Below are 25,993 nucleotides of genomic sequence, written 5' to 3'. Positions count from 1 at the left end.
AGATACCGTGGATCTGAGCTACAGTCCGCAGGACCTGGAGTTTCGCAACACCGTCGTCGAATGGCTACGGGAAAACCTTCCGAACGACTTAAGGACCAAGGTACTGAATCACAAGCGCCTGGACCGGGAAGACTTCGTTCGTTGGCACAAGATCGTAGCAGCCCAGGGTTGGGCCGGGGCGAGCTGGCCCGTGGAATATGGCGGCACCGGCTGGAACACGGTGCAGCGTCACATCTGGGACGAAGCTTGCGCCGCCGCCGGAGCCCCGATCATCATGCCCTTCGGGGTGAACATGGTGGCTCCCGTCATCATGGCCTTCGGGACCGATGCCCAGAAACGCCATTATCTGCCACGCATTCTTAACTGCGACGATTGGTGGTGCCAGGGCTACTCCGAGCCTGGCGCCGGCTCCGACCTTGCGGCGATAAAGACACGTGCCGAACGCGCGGGCGATCACTACATCGTTAACGGCCAGAAAACCTGGACCACATGGGCGCAGTACGCCAACATGATTTTCTGCCTGGTGCGTACCGATCCCACTGCGCGCAAGCAGGAAGGAATCTCCTTCATCCTGATGGATATGAATTCGCCTGGCATTACCGTTAGGCCCATCGTCATGCTGGATGAGGAACACGAGGTCAACGAAGTGTTCTTCGACAACGTGAAGGTACCGGCGCAGAACCTGATCGGCGAAGAGAACAAGGGGTGGACCTACGCCAAATATTTGCTAGGCCACGAGCGCACCAATATCGCGGCCGTCGGCCGCTCGAAACGCGAGCTCCGATCGCTCAAGCGGCTGGCATACAAGCAGAGGAAGAATGGGGAATCCTTGCTCAAGGATCCCCTCTTTGCGGCCAAGGTCGCCTCGCTGGAAATCGACCTGATGGGGCTGGAGATGCTGGTGCTGAAGACCATCTCTCTGGGGGAACAGCAGAAATCCCCGACGCCGGAGGCTTCGATGCTGAAGGTAAAAGGCAGCGAGATCCAGTTAGCCATCGCGGAACTCATGCTCGAGTCCGTCGGACCCTATGGATCGCCATTCGACCCCGCCTTCATTGCCGGCGAGCGAGATCATTCCGTGACCGAGAACGACGACGCGGCGCCACTCGCCTCTCTGTATTTCAACTCCAGAAAGATCGCGATCTACGGTGGGTCCAACGAAATCCAGAAGAACGTCATCGCCAAACTGGTGTTGGGTCTCTAAGGAACGGCAACATGGATTTCAACTATACGCAGGATCAACAGCAGTTCGCCAACGCAGTGCGCCGATGGGTCGAGAAAGACTACGGCTTTGAAGCACGCCGCTCTATCATCCGCAGCGACTCCGGCGTGTCGGAGCGGGCATGGCACGCACTCTCCGAGCTTGGCGTTCTTGCCCTGCCGCTTCCAGAATCCGTTGGCGGATTGGGTGGAACCGTAATGGACATGTTCATCGTCATGGAGGAATTGGGCAGGGGCCTCGTCGTGGAACCTGTACTTTCAACGGCGATGGCAGCGGAGTTCCTCCGATTATCGGGTGGTCACACTGCACTCCTGGAGGAAGTTGGCGCGGGTAAGCTGACGCTGGCGTGCGCGCTTGGAGAACGACAGTCCCGTCACGAACTTTTCGATGTGGCCACATCAGCCAGGCTGCACGATGGCGGCTACGTCCTTGACGGCGCCAAAGCGATTGCCCTGCACGGTGCGCAGGCCGGTTATGTGATCGTATCGGCACGCACATCCGGAGGCCAGCGGGAGCCCGATGGCATCTCCCTCTTCCTCGTTCCCGCAAACGCCGCCGGCCTGACCGCGCGCGGCTACCGGACGATCGATGGGCTGCGCGCCGCGGACATCGAGCTGAGAAATGTCCGTGTGCCTTCCTCGGCCATGCTGTCTGCGCAAGGCAACGGTTGGGGAATGCTGGAAGCAGTGACCGATTATGGCATCGTATTGGCGTGTGGCGAGGCCATCGGCGCCATGGAAGCGCTGAACGCGGCGACATTGGAATATCTCAAAACCCGCCAGCAATTCGGCGTGCCAATCGGCAGCTTCCAGGCGTTGCAGCATCGTATGGTCGACATGGCGATTCATCTGGCACAGGCGCGCGCGGTCGCAACACTGGCAGCAGCGGAAATGTCCACGCCGTTGGATGCAGGCGACCGCGAGCGGTTGGCCTCGGCAGCCAAAGTGCGCGCGGGGCAGGCCATGAAGTTCATCTCGCAGCAGGCGGTGCAGTTGCACGGCGGAATGGGGCTCTCGGACGAGCTGGCGGTCTCCCACTACGTGAAGCGGCTGACCGTTATCGAAGCAATGTTGGGCGACACCGACCACCACCTGGCGCGGTTTTCCAGCCAGCCTCACTTCCTAAACGGGGTAGATCGCCCCTGAGGCGACGCGCGGCCGCTACCGCGCTCTATCCCTTCCCTTCCCTTATGCCATGCTGGAGTCATCATGAATAATCATGTTTTCCTGTCGGTATGCAGGATTCTTTGTATTTCCGCTTGCGTCGGCGTGCAGGCCAACGTCGCAGCCGCCCCGTCCGGCTTTCCAGAAAAGCCCATCCGGATCATCGTGCCCACCAATGCAGGGGGCAGTATCGATACGATTGCGCGGATTCTCAGCGCCGAATTGTCCAACCAACTGAAGCAGCCGGTCATCGTAGAAAACCGAACGGGCGCAAGTGGCATGATCGCGGCCTCCACAGTCGCCCAGGCGCCAGCCGACGGCTATACCCTGTTGATGACCCATACCGGCGTATTGCAGGCGGATCTGCTGCACAAAAATGCCTCTTACCGGCTCAGCGATCTCGCACCCGTGGCGGAAGTCGCCAATACCCCCGTCGCATTCGGGGTGGGGATCCAGGTTCCGGTCACTGACCTGCAGTCGTTCGTTGCGCTTGCGAAGAAGGAGCCTGAACAATTGAGCTACGGCTCGTACGGTAAGGGATCATCTGCCCATATCTGGGCGGCGCAGTTCTCCCAACATGCCGGGATACAGCTGATCCATGTTCCTTATGGCGGCGAAATTCCGGCGCTGCAGGACATGTTGGCTGGCCGCACGACCAGCGCCTGGGGCGCAGTGGGCACCTACAAGCAGTACGCCGACGCCCATAAGATCCGCATACTCGCCGTCGCCAATCCCGTGCGGGCCATATTGCTCCCCGACGTTCCGACCTTCATCGAGGCGGGTTATCCCGAAATGAACGCCAGCGGCTGGTGTGGAATCTTCGCGCCTGCCGCAACGCCCAAAGCCGTGATCGACACAATATCCAAAGCAGTCCTGACCGCCGTCCACCGCAAGGATGTTGCCGATCGCATGATCGTGACGGGACAAGAACCGACCGGCACCGATCAGGAGACTTTCGGCAAACGCGTTGCCCGTGATCGCGAGACCTGGGCCAAAGCCATTTCCGATCTCCATATCACCCTCGATTGACCGCAATCAAGCCATACGAACAGGTCGACCATGACACCACAGAAAGTCAGCCACTGGCCCGGGCATCTTCCACACCAGATTGCGACGCCCGGGACGAACCTTCACTTCAATCTCCTGGTGTCGGCAACCCGCTTCCCGGAAAAGGCAGTCTTGATCGACGAGCGTGGCACCCTGACCTACCGCGAACTGCTGGCGGCGGTGGAGCGGATGTCGGGATTCCTGGAGCACCGCCTGGGCGTCCGCAGTTCGGAGCCCGTCATGCTCTATATGCAAAACTGCCGGGAATTCATCGTTGCCTACTATGCGATCCTGCGCCTCGGCGCTGTGGTCGTGCCCGTCAATCCGATGAACAAGCGCGGCGAACTTGGACATTACCAGGCAGACACAGGTGCGCGCATCGCATTCACCAGCGCCGGCATGGTGCCCGAGCTCTTGGGAATGGAAAACCCGTCCGCCCTTGCCGGCATAGTCGTCGTCGATAGCCTGCCAGGGGATCCGGCAATATCGTCCGAAGCGGACCACCGCACGCCTGAGTTACATGATTTCGAAGGCGTGCTGGAGGAGGATTTCTCCCCTTCCCGTCCCGTGGACCAGAGCCCGGACCAGCTTGCCGTGATCCTTTACAGCTCGGGCACCACCGGCAGGCCAAAGGGCTGCATGCATACGCACCGCTCGATGATGGCCAGTATCAACACCGTTGCCCACTGGATGCATATGCAGTCGGAAACCGTTGTGTTGGCGGCCTTGCCGTTTTTTCATATTACGGGCATGCAGAACATGATGAACACGCCGATATACGTCGGCGGTACGTTGGTCTTGTTGCCGCGCTGGAATCGCGATAGCGCAGCCGAATTGATCGCCCGGCATAAGGTCACCCATTGGAATACGATGCCCACCGTGATGATCGATTTCCTGGCCAGCGATCGGCTTTCCAGCTACGACCTGCGCTCGCTCCGCCGCCTGGGCGGCGGCGGCGCCGGTATGCCGCAGGCAATCGGCGAACGAATAAAAGCACTGCTGGGCGTGGACTTTCTGGAAGGCTACGGGCTGTCGGAGGGCATGCCTTTCATGGGAAATCCGGCGGCTCATTTCAAGCGCCAGTGCCTGGGCGTTCCCCTGTTCAACACCGACGCTCGTATCGTCGATCCCGAAACCCTGCAGGAACTGGCAGGGAGCGCGATAGGCGAGATAGTGATATGCAGCGACAAGATGTTTGGCGGTTACTGGCGAAACGAACAGGCCACCCGCGATGCCTTCATCGATCTGGACGGAAGATCGTTCTTTCGTACCGGAGACCTGGGCTACGTGGATAGCGAAGGATATTTTTTCATCGTTGACCGCCTGAAGCGCATGGTCAATGCGTCGGGATACAAGGTGTGGCCGACGGAGATCGAAGCGTTGCTGCATGAGCATCCTGACGTGCAGGAGGCGTGCGTCATAGCCGCGCATGACCCGTATCGTGGCGAGACGGTAAAGGCAGTCATCGTGCTGCGTGAAGGCGCAAAGGGGCGCGTTGAGCCCTGCCATATCATCGACTGGTGCAAAGCCAGAATGGCGGCCTACAAGTATCCGAGGCTGATCGATTTCGTCGACGACCTGCCTCGGCTTGCCACAGGGAAGATCGCATGGCGCGAATTGCAGGATGCCGAGCGCGCTCGAGCGCGTGCACAGACTGCAGGCCAGACGTAAGGGCGAAAACGCCGCGGCGGTTTTTTGTTGCAGCGGCGTCGCATTCTTTCAACGCCAGGCAATAAAAAAGCGGCTTGATGGATACACCCATCAAACCGCTTTAAGTCGCTGATCCAGCGAGAGAAATTCTGGCGCGCCCGGCAGGATTCGAACCCACGACCCCTTGGTTCGTAGCCAAGTACTCTATCCAACTGAGCTACGGGCGCTTTGGTACTGCTGCTGAAGTTTTGCCGGGTTTGGTGAACATTCCTGGCAACGCCTCAGTAAAGAAGCAAGATTATAGCACGCTTTTCTTGCCCTTCAAGTCCCCGCGGCGTCGGTGTGGAACCACGCCGTGGGTCCATCCGGGCCACCCGCCTTTAACGAAAAAGACGCCGGCTGCCCCGGGAAAGCGCGCAACTATAGCAGAAAGTCCGCCGGTCCGCGGCGGCCCGGCAAGCCGCCCCTTGCGAAAGCGATCAGCCGGCCCGCCGCGCGGCACGGCGGGCCGGCGCGGAAACGCGCGGCATCGTCCCGCCCTTCGAACCCTGCCGGGATACCTGGCTGAAGTAATCCTTGATGGCATCGGTGAAGGCCGTGCGGCTGTGGCGCGCGCGCTCCAGCAAACCCACCCGGCGATGCACGTCCACACCGGGCAAGGGAACCACGCGCAGCGCGCGGTCCTGCGACCAGGCGACGTTGGCCAGGCGCGGCACGATGGATACGCCGAAGCCGTGCCGCACGAGTTCGATAATGGCCTCGACTGAGTTCAATTCCATGCTGTCGCGCACGCGGGCGTCCACGCGGTCCAGGACCTCCTGCACCAGGATGCCGGTCCAGGTATTGCGTTCGAAGCGCAGGAAGGGCGAGGATTCCAGCACGCGGTCCATCCTGGCCGGCAGCGCGAAATGCGGCTCGCGGGGCACGATCAGGATCATGGGCTCCGTGTACAGCGGCGTCCAGAGCAGGTTGGACGACAAGGGGTGCGGCGGCTGCGTCACGATGGCCGCATCGAGCTCGCCCCGCTCGACCCGCAGCGCGAAATCGCTGGACAGCCCGGCGAACAGGCGCACGTCCAGTCGCGGGTAGCGCTGCCGCACGGTCCATAGCGCGTCGGCAAAGGCGCCCATCAGCGCCGATACCAGCGCGCCCACGACCATGGTGCCCGACATGCCGTCCCCGCCCGCCTCCGCGCCCAGCGACTCGTAGCGGCGGACGATATCGGAGACTTCCGGCACCAAGGCCCGGCCGGCTGGGTTCAGCACCGCCGCGCGGGCGCTGCGATCGAAAAGCTGGCAGTTCAGGCTTTCTTCGAGCGCGCGTATCTGCAAACCCACGGCAGCGGGCGTCAGCCCGATTTCCTTGCCGGCCGCGGCGAAGGTGCCGTGGCGGGCCACGGCGAGGAAGGTCTTGAGCGTGCGGATGGAGGACATGAGCGCCTGGTTGGAAAAAAAGGGCTGAAGAGCGGCGATTGACTATGGGCTGCATGCGGTGATGGGGCTGGCGATACGAACCAGGCGAACGGGCGAACGTAACCGCCTGGCCATGACAAGTTCCGCTTTCGCTCAACCGAAGAATTATTAGCTTTTACTTTATAGATGCCGCATAGAACAATGGGGCGGGCCCTGCCAGGCTGCAAAGCGACTCCGGCCCGCGCAACGAGAACGACAACAATATCCACAATAGCGTGGCGCAGGACGCCCGCGGCGGGTGACACGCCACCGGAGGAGACCCTATGAAACGCATCGCCCCCCGCGCCGCGTGCGCGTCCGCGTGGACCCGCGTCGGTGCCGTCACGGTGCCGCGTGCCCGCGCCACCCTGGCGGCCCAGCCCCGCCTGAGAGCCTGGTCGGCGGCCCTGGCCTGTAGCGCCATCCTGGCCTCGACGGCATCCGCGCCCGCCGCGGCCGCCGAGGCCAGCTACCCCGATCATCCCATTACCGTCGTGGTGCCTTTCAGCGCCGGCGGCGATGCCGACCTGGCCGCGCGCAACCTGGCCAAGGCCGTGCACGCCTACCTGCCGCAGCCGCTGGTGGTCCTGAACAAAGGCGGCGCCAACGGCGCGATCGGCTCGATGTTCGTGCGCGATGCCGCGCCGGACGGCTATACCCTGCTGCTGGCGCGCGTCGGCTCGCAGGCCATCCTGCCCGCGCTGCAGGCCGACCTGAAGTACCGCTGGGACGACTTCACCCCGCTGGGCCTGCTCGACCTCAATCCCATGGTCTGCGTGGTCAATGGCGACGCGCCCTACCGCACGCTGGGCGAGCTGGTGCAGGCCATCCGCGCGCAGCCCGGAAAGCTGAACTACAGCACCTCCGGCCCGGCGACCGTGCTGAACCTGGCGACCCAGATACTGCTGGACGCCGCCGGCCTGTCCCCGCGGTCCGCGGTGCAGATCGTCTACAAGGGCGGCGGCGAGGCCACCGCCGCGGTGCTGTCGAAGGAGGTACAGTTCAGTTGCAACAACGTCACGGCCCTGATCGGCAACGTCAAGGCAGGCCGCCTGCGCGCCCTGGTCACCACCACCGCGCAGCGACTGCCGGAGCTGCCGGACGTGCCGACGGCCAAAGAGACAGGCTATCCGCAGCTGGAGCGCATCAGCGGCTGGAGCGCGCTGTACGGGCCGCCGGGCATGCCGGCGCCGCTGGTGCGGAAATGGGGCGACGTGTTGCAGAAGCTGGCCAAGGATAAGGATTGGCTGGCCGGCGTGCGCAATATCGGCTCCATTCCGAACGTCATGCCGCCGGCCGCCACCGCCCGTTTCGCGCAGGATCAATATCAGTTGTTCCGCGACCTGGGCAAGAAGCTCGATATCCAGATCAAATAAGGCGTGCGCCGCGCGCGCCGAAGAAAGGAGGAAGACCCCATCATGACCCGATCCCGCAACGGCGCCGACGCGCTCGTGCAAACCCTGGCCAGCGCCGGGGTCAAACGCATCTTCACGCTTTCGGGCAATCACATCATGCCGGTGTTCGACGCCTGCATCGACGCGCACATCGAACTTATCCATGTGCGGCATGAAGGCGCCGCGGTGCATATGGCCGACGCCTGGGCGCGCCTGACCGGCGAGGTGGGCGTGGCCATGGTCACCGGCGGCCCTGGGCATGCCAACGCGGTTTCGGCGCTGTACACCGCGGGCATGGCGGAATCGCCCGTCCTGCTGCTGTCCGGCCACGCGCCCAACAACCAGCTGGGCATGGGAGCCTTCCAGGAGATGCGCCAGGCCGAGGTCGCCGCGCCGCTGACCAAATGGTCCGGCACGGTGGCCAGCGCCGACAGCATGGCGCACGACGTCGGCCAGGCCATGCGCATCGCCCGCTCGGGCCGTCCCGGGCCCGTCAGCCTGGGCCTGCCCACCGATGCGCTGGAAGCGGCATGCGCGGCGCAAGCCGATGCGCCGCAATCCTTCGATCCGGTTCCCCAGGCACTGGATACCGACACCGCGGCGTCGCTGATCCGCCGCCTGCAGGCCGCGAAGCGGCCCCTGATCCTGACGGGGCCGGCGGCCATGATGGGCCGCACGCTGGCGCTCGCGCGCGAACTGGAATCCGCCTGCGGCATCCCGGTGGTCGGCATGGAAAGCCCGCGCGGTATCGGAGACCCCAGCCTGGGTGCCTTCGCGCAGATGCTGGCGCAGGCCGACTGCATCCTGCTGCTGGGGAAGCGGCTGGACTTCACGCTGAAGTTCGGCAAGGCGCCGGCCATCGCCGCGGCCTGCACCTTCCTGCAGGTCGACGCCGAAGCGGCGGAATTCGAACGCACGCGCCGCGCGGTGGGGCCGCGCCTGGCCGAATGCGCGCTGGCGGATACCGCCTCCGCGCTGGGCGCCCTGCTGCAAGCCACGGCGGCCGCCTCGAACGGGCACGACGCATGGACGCGCGACGTGCGCGACGCCATCGCCTATCGCCCGCCCGCGTGGCAAACGGCTGCTTCCGCCGTGCCGGGCCGCATGCATCCCGTGCAGGCGCTGGCCCCGTTGCAGAAGCTGCTGGACAGCCATCCCGATTCCGTCTTCATCGCCGATGGCGGCGAAATCGGCCAATGGGCCCAGGCCTGCCTGCGCGCGCCCAACCGCGTCATCAACGGCGTGGCCGGGTCCATCGGCGCGGCCCTGCCCTTCGCGCTGGCCGCGCGCCTGGCCCGGCCGGAGGCCCCCGTCGTCGCCGTCATGGGCGACGGCACCTTCGGCTTTCATACGGCGGAGATCGATACCGCCGTGCGCTACCGGCTGCCGTTCATCGCCGTGGTGGGCAACGACGCGCGCTGGAACGCGGAATACCAGATCCAGCTGCGCGACTACGGCAAGGACCGGCTGATCGGCTGCGAGCTGCTGCCCGCCCGCTACGATGCGGTCACCGCGGCGTTCGGCGGCTTCGGCAGGCAGGTCACGGATCCCGCCCAGGTCGCCGCCGCTGTCGACGACGCGCATCGCGCCGCGCTGCCCGCCTGCCTGAACATCATGATCGAGGGCTTGCCGGCGCCCAACATATCCCGCCCGGCGCAAGCCTGAGCCACGAGGAATCCGCAACGATGTGGGATTTCCTGGTGTCACACTTGGGCTCGGCGGCGACCGGTATCGATACCGGTGCGCTGCTGGTCGCCGGCCTGGCGCTGATGGGCGGCTACGTTATCTTCGGCATGACCGGCTTCGGCTCGGCGATCGTGGCCATGCCGCTGCTGACGCAGGTCATGCCGCTGCACAGCGCCGTGCCCATCATGCTGGTCTGCGACATGATTTCCGGCCTGCTGTTGGGCGCGACCAGCCGCAGCAACGTGCAGATGTCGGAGCTGCGCCGCATCGTCCCCTGGATGCTACTGGGGATGCTGGCGGGGCTGGGCCTGCTGATGTACGTGCCGGAGCGGCCCCTGCTTATCGTGCTGGGGGTGGGCGTGTTGCTGTATTCCCTTTGGCGGCTGAGGGGTGGCGATGCCTTCCGGCAGCTGGGCCCGCGCTGGGCGATTCCGCTGGGATTCAGTGGCGGGGGCCTTACCGCGATGTTCGGGACGGGTGGGCCGCTCTACACCATCTACCTGGCCGGCCGCCTGGAAGACCGCAACGCGCTGCGCGCCACCGTCAGCACGCTCATCATGCTGACGGGCCTGACGCGCCTGGTCATGTTCGCGGTGACGGGGCTGCTGCTGCAGCCGGCCGTGCTGGCGCTGTCGGTGTGGATGGTGCCCTGTTGCCTGTTGGGCGTGCGCGCCGGATCCTGGCTGCGGCATCGCGTGCCGGCGGCATACATCTTTCGTATGCTGTGGACGGTTCTTATCGTGGGCAGCGCCAGCCTGCTGGCGAAAGCGCTCGCCGGATAACGGTCGCTGCCCCGCCCCGCATCAGGCGGCATCCTTCAGCAGGCTCTGGCCGGGCGCGACCCGGGTAAAGGCCACCGGCTCGCGGGCGATGCGGATCGCATCGCCGTCCCGGCGCACGACGGTATAGGCCGAGGCATCCAGGTCGCCCGCCTGAGGGAAGTCCTCCCGGAAGTGCGCCCCGCGCGAATCCTCCCGCGCCAGGGCCGCTTCGGTGATGACCTGGCTGACTTCGACCAGGCTGCGCAGGTTAAGCCAATCGTGCCAGGTCAGGTTGAAGGCGCGATCCGTACCCGCCACGCCGACGACCGACAGGCGATCGCGCAATCCGGCCAGCGTATCGCGCGCCCGCAACAGGCCGGCGCGGTCGCGCATGATACCGACATCCGTCCACATGCAGTCATACAAGGCTTCGCGGATGGAATGCAGTCCTTCGGATGAACGCGCGAAAGGCGCCAGCGCGCCATCGACAGCCGCCGAAATCGCCTGCTCGTCGGGCGCGCGCCAGTCTCCTTCCTGTCGCACCCACTGCGCCATGCTGTCGCCGGCGATACCGCCGAAGACGGTCGAATTGGCCACGCCATTGCCGCCCAGCCGGTTCGCGCCGTGCACGCCGCCGGTGTCCTCGCCCGCCGCGAACAGCCCCTGCAGCGCCGTCCGGCAATCCGGCTGGAAGACGACGCCGCCCATCATGTAGTGCGCGGTCGGCACCACTTCCACCAGGCCGCCCGCGAGATCGAAGCCGCAATCCGCGCAGCGCTCCACCATGCCCTTGAATTGCCGGCGTACCGCGTCGACGCCCAGATGATGCATCTGGAGATAGACCCCGCCATTGGGCGACGTCCGCCCTTCGCGCATTTCGGCGTAGATGCCGCGCGATACGATGTCCCGCGTGGCGCGTTCGCCGCGCGGATCGTAGCGCTGCATGAAGCGCTCCTGGTTGCCGTTCAGCAGATACCCGCCCGCGCCGCGCAGCCCTTCTTCCAGCACGGTACCGGTCATCCGCGTGTCCGTCCCGGCGAGCAAGCCCGTGGGATGGAACTGGACCATTTCCATATCCCGCAGCGGCAGGCCGGCCGCCAGGGCCATCGCCAACCCGTCGCAGCTCTTGTCGCCTGAAGGCGTGTGGTACTTGTACATCGTCGGCCCGCCGCCCGTGGCCAGCAGCACCGCGCGCGCCTGCACGAAGACGAACTCACCGGTTCGCACATCGATCATCAGTACGCCCGCCAGCGCCTGCCCGTCCGGCGTGCGGATCAAGGCCAGCGCGCGATGTTCTTCCAGCCGGCCGATGCCGCGCCGCCACACCTGCTCCGAAAGGCGGTTGATGATCTCGATGCCGGTCAGGTCGCCCTTGTGCACCGTGCGGTCGAAGGTCTGGCCGGCGAACGCCTTCTGGTGCACCGTGCCGTCCGGGTTGCGATCGAAGAAGCAACCCAGCTCGTTCTCCAGTTCATGGATGCGTTCGATGGCCGTACTGACCAGTGTCCACGCGAGGTCCTGGTTGGACAGCCACTTGCTGCCCTCGATGGTGTCCATGAAATGGCGTTCCACCGAATCGCCGGGCGCCAGCGCCACGTTGTAGCCGCCCTGCACCATGCGCGTGCAGCCGCACTTGCCCAGCAGCCCCTTCACGGCCACCGTGATGGAGAGCCCGGGGTCGCGCCGGTGCGCATGCAGCGCGGCGAACAATCCCGCGCCACCCGCGCCCAGGATCAGGATGTCGGTCTTCAACCGCTTGATCGGCAGGGGCAGGCTCATGACGCGGCCACCCCCAGGCTGGCCAGGACCGCCGCGCGGCGGGCTTCGGTGTCATGCCGGACGGCGTCGTACAGGCTGCCGCCATGGCTATCCATGGCGACCAGCAGCGGACCGAAATCGCGGATCCGGAACCGCCACAGCGATTCGGGATTCAGGTCGTCCAGGTCCACGTCCTCGATCTGTTCGATCCAGGTGGTTTCCAGCGCGGCGGTGCCGCCGATGATGGCCAGATAGGCGCCGCCCAGCTCGCGGAAGGCATCCTGCGAGCCCTGGCGCAGCCCGCCCTTGCCGATGACCAGGCGCACGCCGTATTCGGCCATCAGCGGCCGCGTGAAGCGCTCCATGCGGTCCGATGTCGTGGTCCCGATGCAGACGGATTCGTAGCCCGCGGGGTTTGCCTCGCTGACCGGCACCTTGCGGACATTGGGCGCGGTGTGGATGACCGCGTGGCCGTTCAGGTCCATCCGGGTCTTGCGTCCCTTGTCGAACATATGGATCTGCGTGGCATCGCGGATGCCGTAGAGCGTCCGTTGCAGCGTGACCGTATCGTTCACGCGCAGCTGCCGGACCTGCGCCTCGGTGACCGGCATGGTGAGTTCGTGATGCGCCATGATCAGAATCCGTAATCGATGCCTTGCGGCGTGAAGACCGCGCGGGCGCGCCGCGCCGAATGGCATTGCATGTTCACCGCGACCGGGTTCATCGTGATGTGGGTGTGCGCGAGCTCGATGTGCACGGCGAAGGCCGTGCCGTCGCCGCCCAGCCCCTGCGGCCCCACGCCCAGCTGGTTGACGGCGGCCGACAGCGCGCGCTCCAGTTCGGCGCCGCCGGGATCCTGGCACTGCGTGCCCAGCGGCCGGGTGGCGGCGCGCTTGGCAAGCGCCACGCACAGGTCGGAGGTTCCGCCCACGCCGACGCCGACGATGGTGGGGGGACAGGTCTTGCCGCCCGCGGCGATGACGCAATCCACGACGAAGGCCTTGATCGCGTCCACGCCTTCGGCCGGCACGGCCATCTTCAGGAAGGAATTGTTCTCCGACCCGCTGCCCTTGGGAATCATCTCGATGGAAAGGCGGTCCGGCGTGTCGTCGAAGTCGATGTGGATGACCGGGACATCGAAACCGCAGGATGTATGGTTGTTCTTCCGCGTCAACGGGTGGACGACGGACGAACGCAGGGGATGTTCGCGCGTCGCGCGCTCGCAGCCCTTGCGGATGGCCTGCTTCAGCGCATGTCCGTCCACCTGCACGTTGCGGCCGATCGCCACGTTATAGATGGGGATGCCGGTGTCCTGGCAAAGCAGGTTTTCCTGATCCTCGGCCACGCGGATGTTGGTGCGCATGGTTTGCAGCACCCCGCGCGCGACCGGCGAGCTTTCCATTTCCGCCAGGCTGTCTATCCCCGCCTTGATATCGGGCGGCAGGATCTTCAGCGCGCGGACGTAAAGATCTTTGGCGGCCTCTTCCACCGCCGCGAGGTCTGGCTTCATGCAACGTCTCCATCGCGACGCGCCGCCGCGCCGGCAAGGGCCGTCGCGGCGCGCGATCGCAGCGTTCAATCGATGGAAAGATTCCGGCGTTCGACGATCGCCTTCCACTTCCCGGATTCGTCCTGGATACTTTTGAACAGTTGATCCGGCGTATTGCCCACCGGCGTCATGCCCTGGCCGGCCAGCTTTTCGCGCACGGCGGGCATCTGCAATACCTTGGCGGTGTCGCGCTGGATCTTGTCGATGACGGCCTTGGGCGTGCCGGCGGCGGTCACCAGGGCAAACCATCCCGTCGTTTCGTAGTTCGGCAGGCCGGCTTCCTTGGCGGTGGGCACGTCGGGCATCATGGGCGAGCGCGCCGGCCCAGTGACGGCCAGCGCGCGCGCCTTGCCGCTCTTGGCGAACACCGAGGCCGCGGCAATGTTGCCGACCACCAGTTGCACCTGTCCGGCCATCAGATCGTTATAGGCCAGCGCTTCGCCCTTATAGGGGACATGGGTGATCTGGATGCCGGCGGCGTCGGCCAGGTATTCGCCGGCCATGTGGACCTGGCTGCCATTGCCGGCCGAACCGAAGTTCAGTTTCTTCGGCTGGGACTTGGCCAGCGCGATCAACTCCTTCAGGTTGTGGGCCGGCACCGAGTTGTTCACCAGCACCAGCATCGGGCCGCTGGCCACGTTGGTGATGTAGTCGAAGTCCTTCAGCGTATAGGGCAGATTGCGGTACAGGTAAGGATTCACCGTGAACATGCTGCCCGAGGCCATCAGCAAGGTATAGCCGTCGGGCGGCGACTTGGCCGTCAGCGTCGCGCCGATCGCGCCGCCCGCGCCGGGGCGATTATCGATGACGACCGATTGGTGCCACATCTGGCCCAGCTCGGCCCCGACCACCCGCGCCACCACGTCCGTCGTGCCGCCGGCGGTAAACGGAACGATGATGCGGACGGGCTTGTCGGGCCAGGCGGAATCGGCATGTACGATGCCGGACATCGCCATGGCGGTCGTCGCGAAGGCCAGGATACAGGTGTGCAGCCAATTCCTGGGGCGCCTGGACAGCTCGTACAGATACTCGTGCATGATGGTTGTCTCCGTTGAATTTCCGGCTTCGCATCTGCGGCGAAGCTCGTACCGCGAAAGGGGCGGCGCGTCAGCGTCGCACCTTGCCCCCGTTGCGTCAATGCGCGATTACCGCAGCAACGCCAGCAGAAACGCCAGGCCCGTACAGGCGCCGACACCCAGTCCCACAGCCAGCCAATCCTTGCGCAAATGGGTCCAGGGCGCGAATTCGATGACGAGCAGCCGCAAGCCGCCCATCAGATGCAGCGAAAGCAGTACCACCAGGCCCCACTCCGCGAACTTGAACAGCGGCCGGTCCGCGAAGCGCAGGAAGCCATCCAGCGCCTGCTCCCCCTTGATCGCCTGCCCCAGGGCCCAGAAATGCACGGGCAGGAAGAGCGCCAGCGCCAGGCCCGACAACCGGTGCACCAGGAATGCCCAATACGCCGGGTGATTGCGGGCGCGCGCATCGTTGCGACGCATCATGCGACCACCCCGTACACCGCGCGCAATCCCATGACGGCAAGCACGAGCGCGAAGGCCAGCGCGGCCGCCACCGCCGGAGGTCCGCGCCAGCGCAGCCATTCCTCCGCGATGCGCAGCAGGCCGATGGGCACATGCACCGCGCAGGCCAGTACGAAGACGCCGTAGAAGATGGCGAAGCCGATGCTGCCCTGCGTGCGCGCCAGTATCTCGGCGCCCGTCAGGCCGCCGCGCACGGCATAGACGATGATGCCGATATGGACGGCGACGAATAGCGCCAGCACCATTGCGCTGACGCGCTGGTAGTACCAAAGCCGCGCCTGCGTGCGTACACCCATCGCGGCCATCACAGCTCCCCTTTTACGGCGGCCTTGGCCGCCATCCGCTTCAGGCCGGCGATGCCGGCCGTGGGCGAGATGGCCTTGGGACAGCGCTCCGTACAGCTGCCTTGCGTATGGCACGAATGGCAGCCGGCGTCGCCCGCCACGGCTCGCAGGCGCTCCGCGCCCTGCGTATCGCGCTCGTCGTTCATCAACGTCCAGGCGCGGTTCAATGCCGCGGGACCCAGGTAATCGGGGCGCCAGGTCACCACGTCGCAGGACGCGTAGCAGACACCGCAGCCTATGCATTCGATGCCGGCGTCCACCGCCTGCCGGCGTGGCGAGGCCGGCGGCACGCGCGCGAAATCGTCATGCCGCGACAGCGTGCCGGTAAAACTGCCCTTGGCCTGGGCCCATTTATCGAAGAAGCTGCTCATGTCGGTGACCAGGTCCTTGATGACCGGCAGATTGGACAGCGGCGCGACTTCCAGCCGGCCATCCGTGGCCACCTTGGAGACATGGGTGCGACAGGTCCAGCGGGCCTTGCCATTGACCGTCATCGCACAGGAACCGCACATGCCCACGCGGCAGGCATAGCGGTATCCCAGGTCGGGCTGCAGCTCGCGCTGGATGTAGGTGACGACATCCAGCACGGTTTGACTGGTGTGGCGCGGCACGCGGTAGGTAACGAACTCGCCCGCGCCGGCACTGCGCCATACCCTGACTTCCAACATATCCATGGCGTATCCATTCGCGATGGAGAGGCATGCCTCTCGTGGTGGCCGTATTGTCGAATGGCGCCTATAAAAAGCAAAAGCGAATATTTATGCGATTCGAGTAAAGAAAATCTTTATCAGGAAGCCAGGATGGCGGTGATGCGCCGGGTGATCTCGTCGATGCCGAATGGCTTGGTGACCAGCTCCACGCCAGGATCGCGCAGGCCCTCGGTCAGCGCCAGGCTCTGCGCATAGCCCGTGACCAGGATGACTTTGAGGCCGGGATGGACAGCGCGCGCCTGCTCGACCATGCGGCGCCCGTCCATGCCGGGCAGCCCGATGTCGCTGATCACCAGCTGGATACTGGGCGTGTCGTTCAGGATGCGCAGTCCCGACAGGCCGTCGGCCGCCTCCACCACCCGGCATTGCAGGTCCAGCAGCACTTCCACCAACAGGTCGCGCACCCGGGGATCGTCTTCCACGACCAGCACCAGCGGTTGTTGCGTCGCCCGCAGGGCGGCCGCCGGCTCCGGCCCGGCGGGCGCATCCTGCTCCGGCGCCGGACGGCCCGTGTACCGCGGCAGGTACAGGCGGATGGATGTGCCCTCGCCCGGCCGGCTGTCCAGGTCCGTGTAGCCGCCCGACTGGCGGACGAAACCGTACACCATGGACAAGCCCAGGCCCGTGCCTTCGCCCTGCGGCTTGGTACTGAAAAAGGGTTCGAACGCCTTGGCGGCCACGTCGGCGGGCATGCCGACGCCGGTATCGGTGACGCAGATGCAGACGTACTCGCCCGCGGTCAGGATAACCGCGCTGTCCACGGCGACATTGTCGAGATCCACATTGCGCGCGGTGATGGTCAGTGTGCCGCCGTCGGGCATGGCGTCGCGTGCATTGATCACCAGGTTCAGTATGGCGTTTTCGAGCTGATGGGGGTCGCACAGGACGTCCCACAGATCATCCTGCAGGTCGACTTCCAGGGCGATCCTTTCGCCCAGCGTACGCTCGAAGAGCTCGGTCAGCGCCCGGATCAGCGCATTGGGCGGCGTGGGCTTGGGCGCCAGGGGCTGGCGGCGCGAAAACGCCAGGAGGCGGTGCGTCAGCGCCGCGGCGCGCTTGGCCGATTCCATTGCCATGTCGGCGTAGCGCGTGATATCCACCACCATGCCGCGATCGGCCCGCTTCTGCATGAGCTGCAATGCGCCGATGATGCCGGTCAACAGGTTATTGAAGTCGTGCGCGATGCCGCCGGTCAGTTGGCCGACCGCTTCCATCTTCTGCGACTGCCGCAGCGCTTCATGCGCCAGTTCCAGCTCTGCCATGGCCTCGTTCTCGGCGGTCACGTCCTGGGCCACCGCGTGGACCAGGCCATCGCCGGGCACGGCCGTCCACGACAGGGTACGGAAGCTGCCGTCCCGATGCCGGCACTCGCACACGAAGCGCGATGTCGCATGCCCGCGCTGAAGCCGCTTGAGCTGGCTCTGCGCCAGCAAGGCGTAATCGGAACGCACCAGCGCCAGGATATTGTTGCCCAGCAGTTCCTCGTGCTTCCAGCCCAGCTGCACCGTCCACGCCGGATTGGCATCCAGCACGTAGCCATCGAAGTCCGTCACCACCATCAGGTCGTTGGCCAACTGCCAGGTGCGGTCGCGTTCCGCCTTGCCCCGCGCCACTTCGTTCAGCAGCAGCCTTTGGCTGCGGCGCAGGTCGTTGCGGGCGGCGACGACCATATCGATGTCGAAAGCAATGATAAGCCAGCCGCCCACGCGGCCGTCCTCATCGATAGGCGCGGCACGGGCCATGAACCAGCGCCACGTGTTGTCGGCGGCGCGCAGGAAGCGAATTTCCATCTCGCAACCCACGCCCCTCATCATGGCATCGTGCCAGGCCCGCTGCACCGGCTTGCGGTCGTCCGGGTGGATGGATTCCGTCCAGTGCCCGCGCAGCTCGCCGCCCTGCTCGCGGCCCGTATAGCGGGACCAGTAGGGACTGGTATAGATGACGCGCCCACGAACGTCGGTGAAGAACGTCATCTGCGGCGAGCTTTCGACCAGGGCGCGGAACCGGGCGTCGACCGCCTTCGCCCTGCTCTCTGCCAGATGCACTTCCGTCCGGTCCCGGACGATCTTCAGGTAGCCGATGTGCTCGCCCGTGAGATCGTCCAGGAAGGGCTGCATCAGCCCGGATGCCCAGAGCCGCGAGCCGTCCTTGCGCATGTGCCAGCGCTCGTCCTCGGCTCGGCCCTGCGTGCGCGCGGTCTCCGCTTCCAGGCGGTGGTCGCCGCGCCGACGCGACTCCGGCGTGAAGATCATCGCGGAGTCCGCTCCCAGCGCCTCGTCCTCTGCCCAACCGAACACTTTGCATGCGCCGCTATTCCAGCTGGTAATGCGCAAGGATAGATCCACCGTGAAGATCGCGAAGTCGGTAGCGCTTTCCAGCAATGCACGGGCAACGCGATCCGTTGAAACGCGTCCCTTCCCGCCGGCTTCGCTCATGGGCCTCTCCGTTTACGTGGATGGATACCGGCAAATTCCCTGCCGTTCCTTGCCCTGGCGGGCACGGCAGGGGAGGCGGATGGGTCCGTATGAATGAAGCCTAGCACCGCGCGCTCACCGTTGGTTGCAACGTTCGCCGTGAAAGAGGGTAACTTCGAATGCCCGCCATGGATCGACAAGGGAGACGACATGGATGCCTCAAGCGAGATCGTCATCGACGGCCATCGTGTCATTTGCAAGATAACCCGGCAAGGGGAAGGCGGCTATGGCGTTGTCATCGCCACGACACGAGAAGACGAGCAAGGCATGCCCCCGCCCCTGTCCTGGCGCGCGGCCGCGACGCGCAACTTCGATACCCGCGAAGACGCGGAGCGCCATGCCAGGTACGTGCTCCTGGGCGTGTGCAGCGTCAGCCAGAACGGCGATCCGGTCCTGTCCGTGACGTGACGCGCGCCTGACGCAGGCCAGCGTCCTCCCCCCACCGATCCGGCCGACCCGCGCTGTCCCCGCTTGCCCGCCGGCGCGCCAGCTTCGCATGGCGGCGCCATTCCCGCGCCGCCCCCCCGCGGCGCACATGACCGGGAGCTAAGCATTTCTTGGTTCGCACGGCGGCGGAAAGCGCACATCATGATCGGGCTGCGCATCCGATGGCGGACACCGACAAGATCCGCGCGCGGCACGGCGGCAAAGCCGGTCGTGGGGGGTCTCTCGCAGGAGACAGCAATGAGCAGCTATACAGGCGGACAAGGGGTGGTACATGCCCCCGGGCATGCCGGGCATGGCCACGACGAACACGCGCACGGCGTGCCGCACGGCTGGCGACGCTGGCTGATGGCGACGAACCACAAGGACATCGGCACGATGTACCTGATTTTCTCGTTCGTCATGCTGCTGGAAGGCGGGGTCCTCGCCCTGCTGCTGCGCACCGAGCTCTTCGAGCCCGGCATCCAGTTCTTCCAGCCCGAATTGTTCAACCAGTTCACCACCATGCACGGCCTGGTGATGGTGTTCGGCGCGATCATGCCGGCCTTCGTGGGTTTCGCGAACTGGATGATCCCGATGCAGATCGGCGCGGCCGACATGGCGTTCGCGCGGATGAACAACCTGAGTTTCTGGATCCTGCCGATGGCCGCGGTGCTGCTGACCGCGTCGTTCTTCGTGCCCGGCGGCGCGACGGCAGCCGGGTGGACGCTGTATGCCCCGCTGTCGGTCCAGATGGGCCCGGGCATGGATATGGCGATCTTCGCGCTGCACATCATGGGCGCCTCGTCCATTATGGGCGCGATCAACATCATCGTCACCATCCTGAACATGCGCGCGCCCGGCATGACGCTGATGAAGATGCCGCTATTCTGCTGGACCTGGCTGATCACCGCCTTCCTGCTGCTGGGGGTGATGCCGGTGCTGGCGGCAACCGTCACCATGGTCCTGACGGACCGCCACTTCGGCACCGATTTCTTCAACGCCGCCGCCGGCGGCGATCCGGTCCTGTACCAGCACCTGTTCTGGTTCTTCGGGCATCCGGAGGTCTACATCATGATCCTGCCGGCGTTCGGGATCATCTCGGCCGTCATCCCGACGTTCTCCCGCAAGCAGCTGTTCGGCTACGCATCCATGGTCTACGCCGTGGCGGCGATCGCGGTGCTGTCCTTCATCGTGTGGGCGCACCATATGTTCGCCACCGGCATGCCGGTGACCGGGCAGCTGTACTTCATGTACGCGACCATGCTGATCTCCATCCCCACCGGGGTGAAGGTGTTCAACTGGGTGGCCACGATGTGGCGGGGACAGCTCAGCTTCGAGACCCCGATGCTGTTCGCCATCGGCTTCATTTTCGTCTTCACGATAGGCGGCTTCACCGGCCTGATCCTGTCGATCGCGCCCATCGACATCCAGGTGCATGACACCTATTACGTGGTGGCGCACTTCCATTACGTCCTGGTGGCCGGCTCGCTGTTCGGGCTGTTCGCCGGCACCTATTACTGGATTCCGAAGTGGACCGGCTACATGTACAGCGAGAAGCTGGGCAAGCTGCACTTCTGGTCCTCGATGATCTCGTTCAACCTGACCTTCTTTCCCATGCATTTCCTGGGCCTGGCGGGCATGCCGCGCCGCTATGTCGACTACGCCGCGCAGTTCACGACCTTTCACCAGATCGCCACCATCGGCGCGTACTGGTTCGGCCTGTCGCAGCTGATCTTCCTGTATGCGGTGCTGCGCTGCTTCGCCGGGAAAGGGGCCAGGGCACCGGCCAGCCCCTGGGAAGGCGCGGCGGGACTGGAGTGGACAGTGCCCTCCCCGGCGCCCTTCCATACCTTCGAAACGCCGCCGGAAGTAAAGTAGACGGGCATACCGCTTGCCCACGGCCTTTCGCGCCTGGACGGAAACCCGCATGAGACGCCTTAGCCTGAACACCGACGACCTGGCGTCGGCAGCCCCGCCGGCAGCCGGCGGCTGGGCGTTTCCATGGCGCCCGCCGCGCGGGTCCCGGGTCTGGCGCCTCAAGCGCAACTGCGCGTTGCGGCCGGTGCAGTACGCGGCGGGCATCGGCCTGCTCATGGGGATGTCGACGCTGGTGGCGCTGGCCTGCTGGATACGCGGCATCTGGCTGGTGCCGGTTTTCTGCGGCCTGGAGCTCGCCGCCGTCGGCACCGCGGCGTTGGCGTACGCCCGCCACGCCATAGACGGCGAAACCGTCACGTTGACGGATGCGCGCGAGGTCCGGGTAGAGGTAGACCAGGGTTTGCGGCATGAAACCTATCTGCTGCCGGCGCAGGGACTGCGCGTGATCAAGGACGCCGACGACACCTTGTGGCTGCGCCAGGGCGCCACACGCCTGCAGGTCGGCGCCCATGCGTCCGCGGCGGTGCGCGAGGCGTTCGAGGCGGACCTGCGCGCCATGCTGGCGGGCGGTATGGGGCCCTAGACCGCTGGACCGCTGGGCCGCTAGGACCGCCCCAGGCCCAGCTTCTCCATGACTTCCTGGGCATCGATCACCATCGAGGCCACCTCGGCCACCGTCACGCGCAGGCTGGTCGCCCGGGCGCGCATGTGCTCGTAGGCCTTGATCTCGTCCATGCCCTGGTGGTCCACCAGCACTTTGATGGCCTTGTCGATCTGGCGCCGCGATTTGATGGTGGCTTCCAGCTTCTGGATCTTGGCCTGCTGGCGCTGCTGGAAGCCCTGCGCCGAACGTGCCAGCACCAGCGTGCTCAATACGCCGGAAGACCGGAAGGGCTTGGTCAGCACGCCATGGGCGCTGCTGTCCAGCAACAGTTTCAGCGTGGTGGGGCTTTCGTAGTCAGACAAGGCGATCAACGTCGCCTCCGTCGCGCTGGCGCACCACATGCCGCCGCTGGGAATATCCTGCGACAGGTGGAAGAACACCACGTCCGCGCCGCGCGGCGGCTCCTGGCAATACGGCCAGAACACCTGCAGGCGGCAGCCGATGCGCTTGAGCTGCTCGATCAGCAGTTCGCGATCCTCGCCGGGCGGATGCACGACCGCGACGCTGATGCTGCGCAGATCTTCGTAGAGGCGGCGTATGCTGCTCATCGCGTTACTTCAGCCAGAACTCGGCCAGTCCGAAGGTGGACAGATAGGGATCCGGCCTGACCGGACCTGCCCCTTGCCAGACGACGTCGAACTGCCCGTCCTCGCGGCAAACGCCGATACGCGGCGTCAACAGGCAGTGATTGTTTTCCGCATCGATGGCCAGCGGCCCTTCCGGCGAATCGTAACGCACCGAATGGGCCGTGCGCACCAGTTTGGTCGGGTCCAGGCTGCCGGTGCGCTCCAGCGCGCGGGCGAACAGGTGGACCTGGTTGTATGCGGATTCGGACCACGTACTGGTGGGCCGGTCGCCATAGCGCGCGCGCCACAGGGCGGTGAAGCGCCGATTGCTTTCGTTGTCCAGGGAATTGAAATACGTCGCGGCGGTAATGTGCCCGGCGCAGAGCCGAGGCCCGATCAGGCGTATTTCTTCTTCCGCCATGGACAGGCTGGCGATGGGAACGCGGCGCGGATCCTGGCCGCTTTCGGCGTATTGCCGGTACAGCGTGCGGGCCGAATCGCCCACCACGGTGGAAAACACCACCTCCGGCTGGGCCGCCTGGATGTCCCGGATGACCTCCGCCACTTCCGCGGGGCCGGCCGTCAGCGGCAGGTAGACTTCGTCCAGCACTTCGCCGCCGTGCTGTTCGACCATGTCCCGCATCACGCGATTGGACTCGCGCGGATAGATATAGTCGGACCCGACCAGGAAGAACCGCGAACCGTTGTGCTGCAGCAGGTAGGCCGCCAGCTGCATGGCGTTCTGGTTGAGCACCGCCCCCGTGTAGACCACGTTGGGCGAATACTCGAAACCTTCATAGAACGAGCAATACCACAACAGTCCGTTATTGCGCTCCACTACCGGCAGGACGGCCTTGCGGCTGGACGAAGTGGAGCAGCCGAAGATCACATTGACGTCATCGTCCGCCATCAGTTGCGTGGCCAGGCGCCGGTATTCCGCCGGGTTGCTGGCCGGGTCATAGCAGACCGGGGCGAGCTGCCGGTCCAGCACGCCGCCCGCCTCGTTGATTTCCTCGACCGCCAGCGCGGTGCCCAGGAAATGCTCCGAGCCGGTGACTCGCGTCACGCCGGTCCGCGAAAACAGTATGCCGATCCGCCAGTCCGCCGACGATCCCCTGGTTGCAGTCATAGTTCCATCCTGGCCCACCGCGCGCCGGGACCCTGGGCCAGGCCTGATGCCTGGCCCAAGGCCTTAGACACGCAGATGGGCAAATATCGTTTCGGCCGCCGCCCCATCGCGGGCGTCGCCCTCTTCGACGATCTCGCCCTGCTTCAGGACCAGGTAGCGGTCGGCCACACGCAGCGCGAAGGCGACATTCTGTTCGATCAGCAGCATCGTCGTGCCATTTTCCTGGCGCTCCCACAACAGGGCTTGCGCCAGGCGGTCGATCACCGAAGGCTGCAGGCCCTCGGTGATTTCGTCCAGAAGGATAACGGATGGACGCAGCATCAGCGCGCGCGCCACCAGCAGCATCTTCTGCTCGCCCCCCGACAGCGTGCCGGCGGGCTGCCGGAGCCTGTCCTTGAACACCGGAAAGAGGGGCTCGATGGCGGCGAACCGCTCGGGGAAGTCCGCCTCCCGCGCCAGGCCCAGCCGCAGATTGTCGCGCACGCTCAGTTCGGTAAAGATGGCCTGTTCCTGCGCGGCATAGGCCACGCCCTTGCGCGCCACCCGGTGCGGCGCCAGCCGGGTGATGTCCTCGCCGTTCAGCGCCACGGTGCCGGACTGCTTGGGCAGATAGCCCATGACGGTCTTCAGCAAGGTGCTTTTGCCCATGCCGTTCTTGCCCAGCAGGGCCACCGCCTGGCCGGCGCCGATTTCCATCGACAGGCCGCGCAGCACGACCGAGGCGCCGTACCCGCTGGTCACCCCATCGAGTTTCAATAAACTCATTGGTGTCCCCCCTTGTCGCCCATCGCACCCCCCTGCCCCGTGCCGGCGTAGATCGTCTTGACCAGTTCCGACCCGACGACGCCGGCGAAGCTGCCGTCCATGACAATGGCGCCCTGGTGCAGGACGACGATGCGGGTGGCGACCTGCTCGACGAAATCCAGGTCGTGTTCCACCAGCAGGCAGCACAGGCCGTGGCGATGGGCCAGCGAAGCCAGGATTTCACCGATACGGGCGCGTTCATGCCGGCTCAAGCCCGCCGTCGGCTCATCCAGCAGCACGATGCGCGGCGCCAGGGCCAGCACCATGGCCAGTTCGAGCGCCTGCTGCTCGCCATGCGACAGGTCGCGGGCGACCTCGCCCAGCTTGCGATCGACCTCCGTCGCGCGCAGGACCTCCAGCGCGTAGGACGGCAGCCGCAGCGTATCCGACCGCCGCCACAGCGACGGCCTGTCATGCAGCGACCCCGCGATGCGCAGGCTGTCCGCGACGGTCAAGGTGTCGAAGATATTCGCGTTCTGGAACTTGCGTCCCAGGCCGTCGCGCACACAATCCTGCGGCGGTTGCCGGCCGATGTCGTGTCCGCACAGGGCGATGGTGCCGCCGTTGCGCTCGGCGCCATCGCTCAGCGCCCGCATCAGGGTGGTCTTGCCCGCGCCGTTGGGGCCGATCAGGCCCACCAGCTCACCGGCCCGCGCGGTCAGCGTAATGCCGCGCAGTACCTGCAGGGACCCGAAGTGCCGGCTGACGTCGCGCATGGCCAGCGCCGGCGGGCCGGACCGGTCGGGCTGCCCGACATCGCGCGCCTGCAGCACGGGGATGCGCGGTGCCAGCCGGCCCAGGCCGAACGGGCGCAGCAACAGCGGCACCAGGCCGCGGGGCAGCAACAGGATCACAGCGACGAATGCCACGCCCAGTATCAACTGCCAGGCGAAGGGCATGCTGCCGCTCAGGTAGGCACTGGCCACGTTGATCAGCACCGCGCCCACCAGCGGCCCCCACAAGGTTCCCCTGCCGCCCAGCGCGACCCAGACGATCAGTTCCGTGCCCAGCACGAAGCCGGTCAGCTCCGGCGCCACCACGCCGCTGAAGGCGCCGTAGCCGAATCCGGCCAGCCCCGCCACGACCGCCATCGCCACCAGCAGCAGGATGCGCACGCGCGATACGCGCAGGCCCAGGTATTCGCAGCGGGTCTCGTTGTCGCGGATGGCCGTCAGGACGCGGCCGCCATCGCTGCGCACCAGCAGCCACCCCGCCGCCGCGGCCACCGCCAGGGCGGCTCCGGCGACCCAGTACCAGCCAGCCAGCGAGAGATCGAAACTGTCGTAGCCGGTCAGGCCGGAGCTGGAGCCCGTCCATTCCCCGCCGGTCAGCACCAGCTGGGTCAGGACGATGGGCAGTACCAGCGATATCACCGTGGCGAAGAACGGCGACGCCCCGCGATAAAACGACAGCCAGCCCACGACGGCCGCCACCACCGCCGTCGCGGCGACCGCGGCCAGCAGCGCCAGCGCGACCACGCCCGGCGAAAAGCCGTAGTGCGTAAAGGCCAGCCCCGCGGCATACGCGCCCATGCCGAAGAAGGCCGACTGGCCGAAGGTCAGATACCCCGTGTAGCCCCACAACAGGTCCACGGTCAGGGCGGCGATGGCGAAGAAGTACGCCTTGATCAGGACGTTCAGCAAATAGGTGTCGAACAGGAAAGGCCCGGCGGCCACCAGCACCAGTCCCGCGACGGCCAGCGCGCCCAGTCCCCTGCCGGACGCCATCGACCTCGCCGCCTGGGTGGCGGGCGCGCCGGTACGATCGCTCATTGCA

General features: G+C 65.7%; 23 protein-coding genes and 1 tRNA gene. 10 read left to right on the top strand and 14 right to left on the bottom strand.

Features of this window, described 5'->3' with window-relative positions:
• The first annotated feature begins 7 nt into the window (after positions 1 to 7).
• The 4 genes from CAL28_RS08565 (at position 8) to CAL28_RS08550 (ending at position 5,103) form a co-directional block, all read left to right on the top strand.
• Positions 8 to 1,204, top strand: coding sequence for an acyl-CoA dehydrogenase family protein (locus CAL28_RS08565; RefSeq protein WP_094841003.1), 1,197 nt, complete (start codon positions 8 to 10; stop codon positions 1,202 to 1,204).
• Between the two features lie 11 nt (positions 1,205 to 1,215).
• Positions 1,216 to 2,367: an acyl-CoA dehydrogenase family protein gene (locus CAL28_RS08560; RefSeq protein ID WP_094841002.1), complete on the top strand. Its 1,152-nt coding sequence runs from the start codon at positions 1,216 to 1,218 to the stop codon at positions 2,365 to 2,367.
• A 63-nt stretch (positions 2,368 to 2,430) separates the two neighbouring features.
• Positions 2,431 to 3,414, top strand: coding sequence for a Bug family tripartite tricarboxylate transporter substrate binding protein (locus CAL28_RS08555; RefSeq protein ID WP_094841001.1), 984 nt, complete (start codon positions 2,431 to 2,433; stop codon positions 3,412 to 3,414).
• Between the two features lie 30 nt (positions 3,415 to 3,444).
• Positions 3,445 to 5,103: a long-chain-fatty-acid--CoA ligase gene (locus CAL28_RS08550; RefSeq protein ID WP_094841000.1), complete on the top strand. Its 1,659-nt coding sequence runs from the start codon at positions 3,445 to 3,447 to the stop codon at positions 5,101 to 5,103.
• 129 nt (positions 5,104 to 5,232) lie between these two features.
• On the opposite strand, the gene CAL28_RS08545 is transcribed toward CAL28_RS08550, so the two are convergent.
• Together CAL28_RS08545 and CAL28_RS08540 are read right to left on the bottom strand one after the other, a co-directional pair.
• Positions 5,233 to 5,309: transfer RNA gene (locus CAL28_RS08545), tRNA-Arg, on the bottom strand.
• Positions 5,310 to 5,561: 252 nt separating this feature from the next.
• Positions 5,562 to 6,515 (bottom strand): LysR substrate-binding domain-containing protein, encoded by a 954-nt coding sequence (locus CAL28_RS08540; protein ID WP_094840999.1) that lies wholly within the window; start codon positions 6,513 to 6,515, stop codon positions 5,562 to 5,564.
• A gap of 302 nt (positions 6,516 to 6,817) precedes the next feature.
• On the opposite strand from CAL28_RS08540, the gene CAL28_RS08535 reads away from it, so the two are divergent.
• From CAL28_RS08535 to CAL28_RS08525, 3 genes are read left to right on the top strand one after another with little or no spacing between them, the layout of a single operon-like run.
• Positions 6,818 to 7,909, top strand: a complete 1,092-nt coding sequence (locus CAL28_RS08535; protein WP_094840998.1) for a tripartite tricarboxylate transporter substrate binding protein — start codon at positions 6,818 to 6,820, stop codon at positions 7,907 to 7,909.
• Positions 7,910 to 7,951: 42 nt separating this feature from the next.
• Positions 7,952 to 9,592 (top strand): thiamine pyrophosphate-binding protein, encoded by a 1,641-nt coding sequence (locus CAL28_RS08530; RefSeq protein WP_094840997.1) that lies wholly within the window; start codon positions 7,952 to 7,954, stop codon positions 9,590 to 9,592.
• 20 nt (positions 9,593 to 9,612) lie between these two features.
• Positions 9,613 to 10,395, top strand: coding sequence for a sulfite exporter TauE/SafE family protein (locus CAL28_RS08525; RefSeq protein ID WP_094840996.1), 783 nt, complete (start codon positions 9,613 to 9,615; stop codon positions 10,393 to 10,395).
• Between the two features lie 21 nt (positions 10,396 to 10,416).
• Here CAL28_RS08525 and CAL28_RS08520 read toward each other — a convergent pair whose 3' ends face one another.
• The 8 genes from CAL28_RS08520 to CAL28_RS08485 all read right to left on the bottom strand — a co-directional run bounded on the left by CAL28_RS08520 (position 10,417) and on the right by CAL28_RS08485 (position 18,711).
• Positions 10,417 to 12,153, bottom strand: coding sequence for an L-aspartate oxidase (locus CAL28_RS08520; protein ID WP_094840995.1), 1,737 nt, complete (start codon positions 12,151 to 12,153; stop codon positions 10,417 to 10,419).
• Positions 12,150 to 12,764, bottom strand: a complete 615-nt coding sequence (locus CAL28_RS08515) for a fumarate hydratase C-terminal domain-containing protein (protein WP_094840994.1) — start codon at positions 12,762 to 12,764, stop codon at positions 12,150 to 12,152. The genes CAL28_RS08520 and CAL28_RS08515 overlap by 4 nt, the downstream gene beginning before the upstream one ends.
• A 2-nt stretch (positions 12,765 to 12,766) precedes the next feature.
• Complete coding sequence (locus CAL28_RS08510; RefSeq protein WP_094840993.1) at positions 12,767 to 13,642, bottom strand: fumarate hydratase; 876 nt, start codon at positions 13,640 to 13,642, stop codon at positions 12,767 to 12,769.
• Between the two features lie 65 nt (positions 13,643 to 13,707).
• Positions 13,708 to 14,718: a Bug family tripartite tricarboxylate transporter substrate binding protein gene (locus tag CAL28_RS08505; protein WP_094840992.1), complete on the bottom strand. Its 1,011-nt coding sequence runs from the start codon at positions 14,716 to 14,718 to the stop codon at positions 13,708 to 13,710.
• A 108-nt stretch (positions 14,719 to 14,826) separates the two neighbouring features.
• Positions 14,827 to 15,180, bottom strand: a complete 354-nt coding sequence (gene sdhC / locus CAL28_RS08500) for a succinate dehydrogenase, cytochrome b556 subunit (RefSeq protein ID WP_094844495.1) — start codon at positions 15,178 to 15,180, stop codon at positions 14,827 to 14,829.
• Entirely contained in the window at positions 15,180 to 15,527 is a 348-nt protein-coding gene (locus CAL28_RS08495; protein WP_094840991.1) for a succinate dehydrogenase, read from the bottom strand. The genes sdhC and CAL28_RS08495 overlap by 1 nt, the downstream gene beginning before the upstream one ends.
• Entirely contained in the window at positions 15,527 to 16,240 is a 714-nt protein-coding gene (locus CAL28_RS08490) for a succinate dehydrogenase/fumarate reductase iron-sulfur subunit (RefSeq protein WP_094840990.1), read from the bottom strand. Before CAL28_RS08490 ends, CAL28_RS08495 begins: the two co-directional genes overlap by 1 nt.
• 113 nt (positions 16,241 to 16,353) lie before the next feature.
• On the bottom strand, positions 16,354 to 18,711 hold the full coding sequence (locus tag CAL28_RS08485) for a PAS domain-containing hybrid sensor histidine kinase/response regulator (RefSeq protein ID WP_094840989.1): 2,358 nt from the start codon (positions 18,709 to 18,711) through the stop codon (positions 16,354 to 16,356).
• A 189-nt stretch (positions 18,712 to 18,900) separates the two neighbouring features.
• Here CAL28_RS08485 and CAL28_RS08480 point away from each other — a divergent pair, with 189 nt between their 5' ends.
• From CAL28_RS08480 to CAL28_RS08470, 3 genes are all read left to right on the top strand, one after another.
• A complete protein-coding gene (locus tag CAL28_RS08480) occupies positions 18,901 to 19,158 on the top strand; it encodes a hypothetical protein (protein WP_094840988.1) in 258 nt (85 codons plus the stop codon).
• 276 nt (positions 19,159 to 19,434) lie between these two features.
• Positions 19,435 to 21,054: a cytochrome c oxidase subunit I gene (ctaD, locus tag CAL28_RS08475; protein WP_094840987.1), complete on the top strand. Its 1,620-nt coding sequence runs from the start codon at positions 19,435 to 19,437 to the stop codon at positions 21,052 to 21,054.
• Positions 21,055 to 21,103: 49 nt separating this feature from the next.
• Entirely contained in the window at positions 21,104 to 21,637 is a 534-nt protein-coding gene (locus CAL28_RS08470; protein ID WP_094840986.1) for a DUF2244 domain-containing protein, read from the top strand.
• A 20-nt stretch (positions 21,638 to 21,657) separates the two neighbouring features.
• On the opposite strand, the gene CAL28_RS08465 is transcribed toward CAL28_RS08470, so the two are convergent.
• The 4 genes from CAL28_RS08465 to CAL28_RS08450 all read right to left on the bottom strand — a co-directional run bounded on the left by CAL28_RS08465 (position 21,658) and on the right by CAL28_RS08450 (position 25,944).
• Positions 21,658 to 22,266 carry an ANTAR domain-containing response regulator gene (locus CAL28_RS08465; RefSeq protein WP_094840985.1) on the bottom strand — a complete coding sequence of 203 codons (609 nt, stop codon included), beginning with the start codon at positions 22,264 to 22,266 and terminating at the stop codon, positions 21,658 to 21,660.
• Positions 22,267 to 22,270: 4 nt separating this feature from the next.
• Positions 22,271 to 23,413 carry a transporter substrate-binding domain-containing protein gene (locus CAL28_RS08460; protein ID WP_094840984.1) on the bottom strand — a complete coding sequence of 381 codons (1,143 nt, stop codon included), beginning with the start codon at positions 23,411 to 23,413 and terminating at the stop codon, positions 22,271 to 22,273.
• 63 nt (positions 23,414 to 23,476) lie between these two features.
• The gene (locus tag CAL28_RS08455) at positions 23,477 to 24,178 is read right to left on the bottom strand and encodes a branched-chain amino acid ABC transporter ATP-binding protein (protein ID WP_094840983.1); all 702 of its coding nucleotides are present in this window, start codon (positions 24,176 to 24,178) and stop codon (positions 23,477 to 23,479) included.
• The gene (locus CAL28_RS08450; protein ID WP_254926269.1) at positions 24,175 to 25,944 is read right to left on the bottom strand and encodes a branched-chain amino acid ABC transporter ATP-binding protein/permease; all 1,770 of its coding nucleotides are present in this window, start codon (positions 25,942 to 25,944) and stop codon (positions 24,175 to 24,177) included. Before CAL28_RS08450 ends, CAL28_RS08455 begins: the two co-directional genes overlap by 4 nt.
• Positions 25,945 to 25,993 lie beyond the last annotated feature (49 nt).

Source organism: Bordetella genomosp. 11 (assembly GCF_002261215.1).
In the GTDB taxonomy this organism is placed as follows: domain Bacteria; phylum Pseudomonadota; class Gammaproteobacteria; order Burkholderiales; family Burkholderiaceae_B; genus Bordetella_C.
The sequence above is the reverse complement of the archived record's forward strand: the minus strand, read 5'-3'. Positions and strand labels throughout refer to the sequence as shown.